Below are 12,681 nucleotides of genomic sequence, written 5' to 3'. Positions count from 1 at the left end.
GGGAACGTAAGTGGAGACAGATAAAAAGCAGGAGAAACAGTTGCTACGTCGTGATATGTTAGCTAGGAGAGCCGCAATAGGATCAGAGGAGAGACGGGTTAAGTCTGACGCAATCGTGCGATACTTGCTTGCGATGCCGGAGATTCAAGAGGCTGAGCGTATTTTTACGTTTTTATCTTTTGGGGATGAGGTAAATCTTGACACATTTGTGGATGAATGTGTAGAAGCCGGTAAACAAGTATATATTCCGAAAACAGATCCCATAAGTAAACAGATGACATTGTATCGGTTTCAAGGTTGGGATAGCCTGGTGCATGGACCGTACGGCATTCGAGAACCAGATGTGACACACTCGGAAGCGTGGTGTTGGCAGAGAGCAGAACTTCATGCTATTATTGTACCCGGTGTTGCATTTACCCGGAATGGCTTACGTATGGGATATGGCGGAGGCTATTATGATCGCTTTTTAGCCATGTTACCGCAAAAGCCATTGCTGGCTGCCGTATGTTTTGAAGGGCAGATGGTAGATTCTTTACCGTTCGAGCCGCATGATTGTCGGGTCGATCGAATTATAACCGAGCAGGGTATTACAATTTGTTCACGATTTTGACAATGTATACAGGAATTGAATGCACCTGAACCGGATGGTTTTACGGTATAATAAACTACGGCTTCTATTGAACTTTTTTAATGTAACGGGGGTTTGCCTGAATGTGGAAAATTGGGGTCATTACATCTAGCAACTCGGTCTATCGTGGAGAAAGAGAAAATGATTGTTTTCCAAAGTTAGAAGGATTGTTGAAGAAAAATCTGGATGCGGCAGTAGCGGAGCATCGACTGTCACCGGACAATATCGAGATGCTGAAAGAGAGTATGATTGAACTGGTAGACCGCGAACGGGTGGACCTGTTGTTAACAATCGGTGGGACAGGCTTAAGCCCGGAAGATGTAACCCCGGAAGCAACCGAGCTTGTCATTGACCGCCACGTACCGGGATTGGCAGAAGAAATGCGTCGGGGTGCGTTGGAGCATTCGCGTAAAGTCTTGTTGACGCGTGCAACGGTTGGAACACGTGGCAATGCACTCATTATTAATCTGCCAGGAAGCCTGCCAGCTATGGAATGGTGTTTCCTTGCCATTGCGGATCAGATCTCGTCAGCACTTGCGATCATTCAAGGTAAAAGTGAAAATATTGCAAAGTAACAACGGCTGACGATTAGAGAAGAGAAAGTTTTTACGATAGAAAAACATAACGAAACAGTAGAGAGTCGAATTGTCGGCTCTTTTTTTTATAGTAAAGTGTAGAAACTCTTAAAACTAACTTGACCAATCGGGATTATTGTAATATAAATTAATTTGATTGATAAATGATCAGGAGGGGAACATCATGAACGTGCTATGGGTACTTGTGAACATAGCGATATTGCTTGCTATTATTTTTGGTTTATATACGATGCAACGAAAGCATGTCTCCTTCTCAAAGCGCGTATTTGCAGCGCTTGGACTAGGGATTGTGTTTGGTCTTGTTTTACAATGGGTGTACGGACAGGAGTCCGAAACTCTTAAAACATCCATTGACTGGTTTAACATTGTCGGGGATGGGTACGTCACCTTCCTACAGATGATTGTGATGCCGCTTGTATTCATCTCGATTCTTTCAGCTTTTACAAAGGTTCAGCTGACGAACAATATCGGGAAAATTAGCACGCTAATTATTGCGATTCTCGTTGGAACAACGGCAGTTGCTGCATCAATCGGGATTGCTTCAGCACTCGGCTTCAAACTAGAAGCGGTGCAAATCCATCAGGGTGACGCGGAAATGAAACGCGCTGCCGCATTGGAAGAGAAGCTTGGTAAGGTAGAAGATATGACGCTTCCAGAAAAGATCGTGGAGCTGCTTCCAGCAAATCCGTTTCTGGATCTGACAGGGGATCGTCCTACATCTACTATTGCGGTTGTTATCTTTGCCGCGTTTCTCGGCTTTGCGTATCTTGGCGTGAAGCAAAAGCAGCCAGAACAGGCTGAGTTTTTTGTGAAGATAGTAGAAGCGGTGTATGCGGTCATCATGCGTGTTGTGACGCTCATTCTTCGTTTGACGCCATACGGTATCTTAGCGATGATGACAAAGGTGACCGCGACAAGTGATTATGATTCGATCTGGAAGCTGGGCAAATTCGTTGTGGCATCGTATGCTGCACTCATTGTAATGTTCATTATTCATCTACTCTTGCTGACATTTGCAGGTCTGAATCCGGTCACATATGTGAAGAAAGTGATTCCGGTTTTGACATTCGCGTTTACGTCCCGTACAAGTGCAGGTACCCTGCCTTTGAATGTGAAGACACAGACAAAAGAGCTTGGTGTGCCAGAAGGAATCGCAAACTTTGCAGGTTCATTCGGTCTTTCGATTGGTCAGAACGGCTGCGCCGGTATTTATCCGGCGATGCTGGCGATTATGATTGCGCCGACAGTAGGTGTTAATCCGCTTTCCCCATCCTTTATTTTTACGTTGATTGCTGTAGTAGCGATCAGTTCATTTGGGGTAGCTGGTGTAGGTGGCGGTGCGACATTTGCGGCTCTGCTTGTGCTCTCCGCTATGAATCTTCCGGTTGGTCTTGCGGGGCTTCTCATTTCAGTTGAACCATTGATTGATATGGGGCGTACTGCACTCAATGTAAGCGGCAGTATGACAGCAGGTATTCTGACAAGTAAGCTAACAAAAGAACTGGATACAGACGTATACGCAGCTCCGAAACAAGGGCAGCTAGAAGTCTAATTCTATAAGAATAACAGACCCCCTTAAGCCTTCTGGGCATTAAAGGGGGTCTGTTGTTTAGCCAAGTCTAGTAAGGTATAAACTTTTCCGGTCACGGATAGAATGGGAAAGGAAAAATTTTTCCCCTGGAACTCTTGCCAAATAGGGGAGAAATGGCTATTATAATAATTGTGTTAGCACTCGATAGTAATGAGTGCTAACAATCAAAAGTTACAGGGAGGTTGTTTTCAGTGTTAAAGCCATTAGGTGATCGTGTGATTATCGAAGCTATCGCAAAAGAAGAAACGACTGCTAGCGGAATCGTACTTCCGGAAACAGCGAAAGAGAAACCGCAGGAAGGTAAAATCGTTGCTGTAGGCAGTGGTCGCGTAATGGAAAATGGCGAGCGCGTAGCTCTCGAAGTACAAGAAGGCCAAAAGGTCATCTACTCGAAATACGCAGGCACAGAAGTGAAATTCGATGGTAAAGAACTTCTGATCATGCGTGAAAGCGACATTCTCGCAATTGTTGACTAATCACTGAGAACGTCATTTTAAGTAAGTACACACAGGTACGAAATTCTACCGTTCAAATACGATAAATCTACATATTCAGGAGGCGAAGTCAGAATGGCTAAAGATATTCGTTTTAGCGAAGAAGCACGCCGCGCAATGCTCCGTGGTGTTGATGCACTGGCAGACGCAGTAAAAGTAACACTCGGACCGAAAGGCCGTAACGTTGTACTCGAGAAAAAATTTGGCTCTCCGCTCATCACAAATGACGGTGTGAGCATCGCGAAAGAAATCGAACTCGAAGATGCATTCGAGAACATGGGCGCACAGCTCGTTAAAGAAGTAGCGACAAAAACAAACGATGTAGCCGGTGACGGTACAACAACTGCAACAGTTCTCGCACAAGCGATGATCCGTGAAGGTCTGAAAAACGTTACAGCGGGTGCTAACCCAATGGATATCCGCAAAGGTATCGACAAAGCGGTTCGCAAAGCGGTTGAAGAACTGCATGCAATCTCTAAGCCAATCGAAGGCAAAGAGTCTATCGCACAAGTTGCAGCGATCTCTGCTGGCGACCAAGAAATCGGTCAACTGATCGCAGAAGCGATGGAGAAAGTCGGCAAAGACGGCGTTATCACTGTGGAAGAATCTAAAGGCTTCACAACTGAACTTGACGTTGTAGAAGGTATGCAATTCGACCGTGGATACGCATCTCCATACATGATTACAGACACTGACAAGATGGAAGCGGTTCTTGACAACCCGTTCATCCTGATCACAGATAAGAAAATCACAAGCATTCAAGAAATGCTGCCAGTACTCGAGAAAGTTGTACAACAAGGCAAGCCGCTTCTCCTCATCGCTGAAGATGTAGAAGGCGAAGCATTGGCAACTCTCGTTGTAAACAAACTGCGTGGTACATTCAATGCTGTAGCAGTTAAAGCTCCAGGCTTCGGCGATCGCCGCAAAGCGATGCTCGAAGATATCGCAGCACTTACTGGCGGTCAGGTTATCACAGAAGACCTCGGTCTTGACCTGAAATCTGCTGGTCTTGAGCAACTCGGCCGTGCAGGCAAAGTTGTGGTAACAAAAGAAAACACAACGATCGTAGAAGGCGCTGGCGACAAAGCAGCAATCGATGCTCGCGTGAACCAAATCCGTTCTGCAATCGAAACAACTACATCTGAATTCGACAAAGAGAAACTGCAAGAGCGTCTGGCGAAACTCGCAGGCGGCGTAGCGGTTATCAAAGTCGGTGCAGCAACTGAAACGGAACTGAAAGAAAAGAAACTCCGTATTGAAGATGCTCTCAACGCAACTCGTGCAGCGGTTGAAGAAGGTATCGTAGCAGGTGGTGGTACAGCACTTGTTTCTATCTACAACAGTGTAGAACAAGTACAGGCTGATGCAGATGAAGCAACAGGCGTACGCATCGTACTGCGTGCTCTTGAAGAGCCAGTGCGTCAGATCGCAGCGAATGCAGGCCTTGAAGGTTCTGTAATCGTAGATCGTCTGAAAAAAGAAGCTGTAGGCACAGGCTTCAATGCTGCAACTGAGCAGTGGGTGAACATGATTGAAGCGGGGATCGTTGACCCTGCAAAAGTAACTCGCTCTGCGCTGCAAAACGCAGCATCTGTTGCTGCGATGTTCCTGACTACAGAAGCAATCGTTGCTGACAAGCCGGAGAAAAATGCACCAGGCATGCCTGATATGGGCGGCATGGGTGGCATGGGCGGCATGGGAATGATGTAAGATCATTCGCAAATGCGAATGTTCGGAACCTCTGGAATACATCCAGGGGTTCTTTTTTATGGATCAAACCGTAAAACCCGTACATTAACCATGAAAAAATGAATTACGTACGGATATAATCTATTGACTTTTCTTCTCCCTCTGGTAAACTTATCTCGTTAAAACAAATATCAATAGCACGACCTCATATAATCTCAGGGATATGGCCTGAAAGTTTCTACCGAATGACCGTAAAACTCGTTCGACTATGAGGCAGACACCATGCCAGGTTTCTGCCACTCTATCCAGACGGTTTACTTGTATAGAGGGTTCCTGGTTTTTTTTGTTTTATACGGGGGAAACTAGAGAGGCAAAGTTTGTGAATCCCATATTTTCATACACAATGTCTTTCTCCCATATTTTCAACGCAAATACAGAAGGGGATGTTTACACAATGGACAAGCCGAAAGAGTTAGTAGTCGTACTTGACTTCGGAGGACAGTACAACCAGTTGATTGCACGTCGAGTGCGCGATCTTGGTGTTTTCAGCGAACTCGTACCATATAATATGCCGGCAGAAGAGCTGAAAAAGCTTAACCCGAAAGGAATCATCTTCTCAGGTGGCCCGGCTAGTGTATATGCAGAAGGAGCGCCGCAAAGCGATCCAGCTATTTATGACCTTGGTGTGCCGGTACTTGGCATTTGCTACGGTATGCAGCTTATGTCGCATCAGCTTAAGGGTAAAGTAGAATCTGCGAACGTTCGCGAATATGGTCGTTCTGACATTGCGATTCATAATGACACACCGTTTTTCAAAGATCTTAATAAAACCGAAACGGTATGGATGAGCCATACTGATAAAGTAATCGAAGTACCGGAAGGATTCCGGATTGATGCAAGTAACGAGGCGTGTCCGGTAGCTGCAATCAGTCATCCAGAACGTAACTTCTATGGAGTGCAGTTCCACCCAGAAGTGCGTCATTCCGTACGCGGTAACGACATGATTAAGAACTTCCTGTTCGAGATCTGTAAGTGCGAAGGCAGCTGGACGATGGAAAATTACATCGACATGATGGTGGAAGAAATTCGCCAGCAAGTTGGAGACAAAAAAGTGCTATGTGCACTGAGCGGTGGCGTTGATTCTTCTGTTGTAGCTGTTCTTATCCATAAGGCGATTGGGGATCAACTGACTTGCATGTTCGTAGACCATGGTTTGCTGCGCAAAGGTGAAGCAGAAAGTGTTATGGAAACATTCGGTGAGAAGTTCCATATGAACTTGATCAAAATTGATGCGCGTGATCGCTTCTTGGGTAAACTAAAAGGGGTATCTGATCCTGAACAAAAGCGCAAAATTATCGGTAACGAATTCATTTATGTATTTGAAGAAGAAGCAAGTAAGCTGACTGACATGGACTTCCTTGCACAAGGTACACTGTATACAGATATTGTAGAAAGTGGTACGGCGACAGCACAAACAATCAAGTCACACCATAACGTGGGCGGTCTGCCAGAAGATATGAAGTTCGAATTGATTGAGCCGCTGAACAAGTTGTTCAAAGATGAAGTGCGCAAAGTGGGCGAAGAGCTTGGTATGCCGCATGAAATCGTATGGCGTCAGCCATTCCCAGGCCCAGGTCTTGGTATTCGTGTGCTTGGTGAAGTAACGGAAGAGAAACTCGAAATCGTTCGTGAGTCTGACTTTGTCCTGCGCGATGAAATCAAAAAAGCAGGTCTTGATCGTGACATATGGCAGTACTTCACTGTACTTCCAGACGTGCGCAGTGTAGGCGTTATGGGAGACGGTCGTACGTATGATTATACGATTGGAATTCGTGCGGTTACATCCATTGACGGCATGACAGCAGACTGGGCGCGCATTCCGTTCGATGTACTAGAGAAAATCTCAGTTCGCATCGTAAACGAAGTGAAACACATTAACCGTGTTGTGTATGATATTACTTCTAAGCCACCGGCAACAATCGAGTGGGAATAAGCAGGAATAAGATAAGGAAAAGGACGGAATAAAACATGGATAAGTTCTTTAAATTACGTGAGAACAATACGAATGTACGGACTGAGATCATTGCTGGTCTGACAACATTCATCACCATGGCTTATATTCTGATCGTAAATCCGCTGACGTTAACAGCTGGCGGTGCTACAGGCATGGACTTCAATGCGGTCTTTATTGCGACCGCATTGGGGGCTGGTCTGGTTACGATTTTGATGGGCCTGTTTGTTAACTATCCGATTGCGCTTGCACCGGGTATGGGATTAAATGCATACTTTGCCGCTGTTATTATGAGCTCAGGTGGACATATTACGTGGCAGATTGGCTTAGCATCTGTTTTTATCTCAGGTATTATCTTTATTATTCTCACGGTTACCAAAGTTCGCCAGCTCCTTCTGGAGGCGGTACCCGATGCGCTTCGTTCGGCGATTACCGTTGGGATCGGGTTATTTATTACGATTATTGGATTTAAAACAAGTGGTTTGTTAACGGCATTCTACATTGGAAAAGATGGCGCAAAGCCATTTAGCCATCTTGGTGCGAATGATTGGTTGATGCAGCTTGGGAACTTCATGGAAGACAAAGCAGTGCTGCTTACTGTAATCGGTCTTCTCATCACAAGTATTCTTATGGTTATGCGTGTGCAGGCAGCGATTCTGATTGGAATTATTGTGACAACGATTATCGGGATTCCGCTCGGGGTTACAAATCTTTCCTCGCTTCATGGTGCGCACTGGATTCCAGATTTTAGCCACGTAGCATTCGGTCAACTTGATTTTGCGGGTGCGATGAATGCAGGGCTGTTAACGATCATCTTTACGTTTACATTTGTAGAACTTTTCGATACATTTGGAACACTGACAGGTACTGCTTCGAAAGCAGGTCTGCTTGACAAACCGGATTCGAAACAGAAAATTGGCCGTGCTATGCTTGTGGATGCAGGTGGTGTAAGTCTGGGTGCACTTCTTGGTACGAGTACAATTACAGCTTTTGTGGAAAGTGCGGCAGGTGTTGGACAAGGTGGCCGTACAGGTCTGACTTCTGTTACAACAGGGATTATGTTCTTGCTGGCATTGTTCCTCGCTCCGCTGGCATTGCTTGTGCCAGGACAGGCAACCGCTCCGGCACTGATCATTGTGGGTGTACTCATGATGGGTGCAGTTCGCAGCATTGATTGGGATGATATGGTGCTGGCAATACCAGCATTCTTCACGATTATTATGATGCCGCTAACGTATTCGATTGCGAACGGGATTTCATTTGGGATTTTGTTCTATGTCGTATTAGCGTCAGCAAACCGGATGGTAGGAGGCAAACACAAAATTCATTGGATGATGTGGCTGTTATCCTTGCTTATTCTCGTACGGTTTATCTTTACGGAGCTTAATGTATAAATAAGTTGGATATATAAAAAAGAAGCAATTTTACAAGAATTGCTTCTTTTTTTATTGAAAAAATCGTAAAATCAGTCGTATAGTCGAGACCGCATGAGCGATCTGTATCACTCAATTGAGCAGGAGGCTGTATGAAAAAAAGAATTTTATTGCTGTGCTTGTCCAGTTTTCTGGTCCCAGCACTTCTTAGTATTATTTTTGCTGTTTCAGCTAACCTGCTGCATCGTTCAGAAGTGGAACGGTTGTGGCAAGGTTCACTGTTGATTTTGATTGTGGCAGGAGGGATTTTTTTACTCTGCCTGCTTTTTTTGCGTAGATTTTTTACATGGATGACGAACATTACTGCGTATAACCAGCCCCGTAGTGACATAGATAGCAAACAAATCCCTCAGCTTATTCGTCTCTCGCTTGATTCCATGATGCGTGAATACGTTTTATTCAGCATGATCGCATTTCTAATGAGTGCATTTTTTCTTTCCAATGCGTTATTTGATACGACAAACAAGGTGTGGTTTCTTAGTATTATTTTTGCTGGTGTTATGATGACCACATACTCTCCGTTTTATTTTTTGCTTTTAGTTCAGGTTCATCAATACTTATATCGTCATGGGCTTACGGTGCAGATGGAAACACGTTTTTGGGGAGTGAGTGCGGCTATCTCGATTGTGCTGGCATTAGCCGGTATATTCGTGACTACAACGATGTTTGTGTATTTGATTGCTAAAACGATCGGCTCTGTTATTACGCTATATGATGTTCTGGAAAGGGCAGGTGTGGTAATTGTTGTGATCGGTCTTCCGCTTATTATGCTGATGTGGATGATTCGGCGGGTATATTTGCAACAGTTGAACCATCGGCAGCGACAAATTCAGGCCATGTACAGACTGACGGAACAATTGCACAGTTCTCTTCACGTCAATAGTGATGTCTTGCAAGACATTGTTACAAACGTTCGGGATATAGTCGGTGCGAAAGAAGCGGTACTCTGCGTGTATTCTTATAACAGCAAAGCAAAACTACGCATTGTTGCCGCTGGCTCAGATCGCTTGGCAGATTGGTTGAATAACAATGAGAGTCATGAGGATGACCATCTACTTTCCATTCCGATTACAGCAGGTTCCGTAAGTATAGGCTGGTTTTATGTACGGGACAAAAGGGAAGCCCTTCAATTTACAGAAGATGATCTGGATGTTTTGCGAAATTTCACTCGTTCACTCAGTGTGGCACTGCAAAATGTACAATATATTGAGGAATTAAAAAAAGAGCGGAAAGTCGCGGAAGAGGCAGCTGCATTAAAAACTCAGATTTTATCTACGATGAGTCATGAACTTCGTACGCCGCTGAATGCAATTATTGGGTATTCAGATGTTTTGCTAGATGTATGCAATGGAACGATTCCAGAGCGCCAATTGACAAATATTCAGCGTATTAAAGACAGTGGAATTCATCTGCTTGGACTTATTACGGATATTCTTGATTTGTCCAAGATGGAAGCAGGTGAGATGAACGTGAGTGTTCAACTTGTTAATGTACGCGCGCTCGTTCAATTTTGTATGCAGAATGCTTCTGTGTTGCGTGGACAAAAGTCAATTGCTTTTTCAATTGAAGGTGATAAAGATGTATGGTTGCATACAGACGAGCAGAAGTTGAAGCAAATTGTGATGAATCTTTTATCCAATGCTGTTAAATTTACGGAGCAAGGTTCTGTTATCCTTCGTATAATGAAAGAAGACAACCATATTGTGTTGATGGTAGAGGATACAGGGATTGGTATTGCCCCCGAGAATGTAGGTTTGATTTTTCAGCCTTTTAAACAGATTGACGGATCGCTTGGCCGTAAATACAAAGGAACCGGACTTGGATTGTCTATTGTAGAACGGTTGGTCCGTCTGCTTGAAGGGAGTATACAGGTAGAAAGCAAGCAGGGAGAGGGAACGTGTTTTACGGTGCAGCTTCCAAGTAAACATGAAGGTTTGATTGCCGATGAAAAAAGAGGGGGGGATGCGGCGATATGAGCATGCGTTCGGTAGCTTCTGAATTGGACTATGAAAAGGTGGATATGACAAAATCTACAATTTTGATTGTGGATGATGAAGAGTACAACCTTGATGTGCTGGAGCAAATGTTGATGATAAAAGGGTACCGGGTTCTATGCGCGAACTCAGGGCAGGAAGCGCTTAGGAGAATTGAGCAGGAAGAGATTGACCTTGTATTGCTTGATGTGATGATGCCTGGTATGGATGGATACGATGTTTTGAAAGTGATTAAAAGTGTAGCTGGTCGTTATCTTCCGGTTATTATGGTAACCGCCCTGGATCGGAAGGAAGACAAACTTCGGGCGTTAGAAGAGGGAAGCGACGATTTTTTGAATAAGCCGATTGACCGATATGAGTTATATGCACGAGTGCGTACATTACTACGAACTCGTCATTATTATCGTCAGATTGCGCATGCCAATCAGCGGTTGGAAGAAGAAGTGGCTTACCGTACAAAAGAGCTGGAAGAGACGCTCGTTAAGCTTGAGCATAGTAACCGTCAGATTGTAGAGCATTTGTCTGCGGCAGCTGAATTCAAAGATCCAGAAACGGCTGCACATATTCAGCGCATTAGTCATTACTGTGGTGTATTGGCGCGTGCGCTTGGGATGAGCCCTGAGGAAGTGGAGATGATGGTACAGGCAAGCCCGATGCATGATATCGGAAAGATCGGTGTGCCTGACCACATTCTGCTCAAGCCAGGCAAACTGACGGATGAAGAATTCGAGAAGATGAAGCAGCATACCGTCATCGGTCATAAAATTCTGCATGGCTCGGAATCACCACTTCTCAAGCTGGCTAGTGAGATTGCAATCTCTCACCACGAGAAGTATGACGGTACCGGATATCCAAACGGTTTGTCTGGTGATCGTATTCCATTAAGTGGACGAATTGTGGCAGTGATTGATGTGTTTGACGCACTTACAAGCCGCCGTCCTTATAAAGAAGCGTTTCCGAATGAAAAGGCGTACCAGATCATTCGGGAGGGCAGTGGCAAGCATTTTGATCCGGAGATTGTCCGGTTGTTTTTTGCTAATATCTCGGAAATTTTGTGTATTCAGCAGAGGTATCAAGACTGAATAAAGGGTGTGGTGGTGGGAGCGGGGAAGGAAGAAGCACGTCGCTTCCTTCCCCGCTCCCAAACATACCTTTTATTATCCTGATACAAGATAAATTCTAGCTTCTCAAGGAAGCGTATATCAAAACAAAAGGACTGGTCCGCATGTCGGATCAGTCCCTTTTTGCATTCAATAGTAAAAAGCTGTGTTGGTATTGTTTGAACGAGCGGCTGAAAAGTTGCTCCTCCCCTCTCCTGCCACCGTCAAACCACTCACTAAAAGCAGCTCTTTTTTTCTTCCTAAAAAATAGGCAAAAGTCCAAACCACCTGCCCGTCCAATACATAGAATGTACCATGTCAAGGGAAACAACATCCCTGCAGAGTACGCAAATGTGCTCTGAATACAAAGAAAGGGTGAAGCAAATGAGTTGTGGATCTGGAGGATGTTTTAGCGGAGAAATTGGTATGATTCTGGTGCTGTTCATTCTACTTGTAATCATTGCATGCGCTTGCGAGTGTTAGGCGCAAATAGCCCAAACCAATCTAATATACTCTGCATAACGTAATAGACGAGTGCTGGCGTGTGTCAACACTTTATACTCCCCCGGGAGAAAGGAGTGACATCCATGAGCTTTTTTGGTGGAAATGGCGAGATCGGCGTAATTCTTGTGCTGTTCATCCTTCTCGTAATCATTGCATGCGCATGTGACTGATTTGGCATCAGTCTATGTGCTTCACACAGAAAGGAGGGGACTGCATGAGCTTCTTCAATAATAACGATACACTGGGTGTAATTCTCGTACTTTTCATCCTGCTTGTAATCATTGCATGCGCTTGCGATTAAGTAAACGGTACCCCCACAAACCAGAGAACCAGCTTATTAGCTGGTTCTCTGGTTTTTTCCTGTATAATTATCTTAACGATCAAGCAAAATAAAAGAAAGAGCTCTATAATCGAATGTTAGAAAATAATAACCTCATAATGTTCGGAAATAAGGTTGACTTCCACAGGCGGCCTTGTTAAACTAAAAGCGACCAGTAGAAAGTGAATCTAGGGTTCCGTGGCGGTAAGCTGTACGGTCCGAGCGATTCAGGCGCACGCGGCGTGCGCTACACCGTAGGGATAAAAGCCCAGGCGGTAGGTTTCTCGCCACCATAGGGGAAATCTACCGTCTGGGCTTTTTT

Annotated in this window: 9 protein-coding genes and 1 riboswitch; all 9 genes read left to right on the top strand. The window is 44.8% G+C overall.

Translation table 11 applies throughout. The annotated features are described in order from the left end of the window. Nucleotides 1-10: 10 nt before the first annotated feature. The 9 genes from PO771_RS17165 (at nt 11) to PO771_RS17125 (ending at nt 11,518) form a co-directional block, all read left to right on the top strand. Complete coding sequence (locus PO771_RS17165; RefSeq protein WP_272560868.1) at nt 11-610, top strand: 5-formyltetrahydrofolate cyclo-ligase; 600 nt, start codon at nt 11-13, stop codon at nt 608-610. A gap of 101 nt (nt 611-711) precedes the next feature. Continuing rightward, nucleotides 712-1,203, top strand: a complete 492-nt coding sequence (locus tag PO771_RS17160; RefSeq protein WP_272560867.1) for a MogA/MoaB family molybdenum cofactor biosynthesis protein — start codon at nt 712-714, stop codon at nt 1,201-1,203. 184 nt (nt 1,204-1,387) lie between these two features. Continuing rightward, the gene (locus PO771_RS17155) at nt 1,388-2,776 is read left to right on the top strand and encodes an L-cystine transporter (RefSeq protein WP_272560866.1); all 1,389 of its coding nucleotides are present in this window, start codon (nt 1,388-1,390) and stop codon (nt 2,774-2,776) included. A 230-nt stretch (nt 2,777-3,006) separates the two neighbouring features. Then, nucleotides 3,007-3,291 (top strand): co-chaperone GroES, encoded by a 285-nt coding sequence (gene groES, locus PO771_RS17150; RefSeq protein ID WP_272560865.1) that lies wholly within the window; start codon nt 3,007-3,009, stop codon nt 3,289-3,291. Between the two features lie 93 nt (nt 3,292-3,384). Then, complete coding sequence (gene groL, locus PO771_RS17145) at nt 3,385-5,019, top strand: chaperonin GroEL (RefSeq protein ID WP_272560864.1); 1,635 nt, start codon at nt 3,385-3,387, stop codon at nt 5,017-5,019. Nucleotides 5,020-5,183: 164 nt separating this feature from the next. Continuing rightward, a riboswitch (purine riboswitch) is annotated at nt 5,184-5,287 on the top strand. A 165-nt stretch (nt 5,288-5,452) separates the two neighbouring features. After that, nucleotides 5,453-6,991, top strand: coding sequence for a glutamine-hydrolyzing GMP synthase (gene guaA / locus PO771_RS17140; protein WP_272560863.1), 1,539 nt, complete (start codon nt 5,453-5,455; stop codon nt 6,989-6,991). A 35-nt stretch (nt 6,992-7,026) separates the two neighbouring features. Continuing rightward, nucleotides 7,027-8,403: an NCS2 family permease gene (locus PO771_RS17135; protein WP_272560862.1), complete on the top strand. Its 1,377-nt coding sequence runs from the start codon at nt 7,027-7,029 to the stop codon at nt 8,401-8,403. A 131-nt stretch (nt 8,404-8,534) separates the two neighbouring features. Beyond that, nucleotides 8,535-10,418, top strand: a complete 1,884-nt coding sequence (locus PO771_RS17130; protein ID WP_272560861.1) for a sensor histidine kinase — start codon at nt 8,535-8,537, stop codon at nt 10,416-10,418. After that, a complete protein-coding gene (locus tag PO771_RS17125) occupies nt 10,415-11,518 on the top strand; it encodes a response regulator (protein ID WP_272560860.1) in 1,104 nt (367 codons plus the stop codon). Before PO771_RS17130 ends, PO771_RS17125 begins: the two co-directional genes overlap by 4 nt. The last annotated feature ends 1,163 nt before the right edge of the window (nt 11,519-12,681 follow it).

The organism is Aneurinibacillus uraniidurans, assembly GCF_028471905.1.
GTDB lineage: Bacteria > Bacillota > Bacilli > Aneurinibacillales > Aneurinibacillaceae > Aneurinibacillus > Aneurinibacillus uraniidurans.
This window is presented reverse-complemented; position numbering and strand designations above follow the sequence as displayed.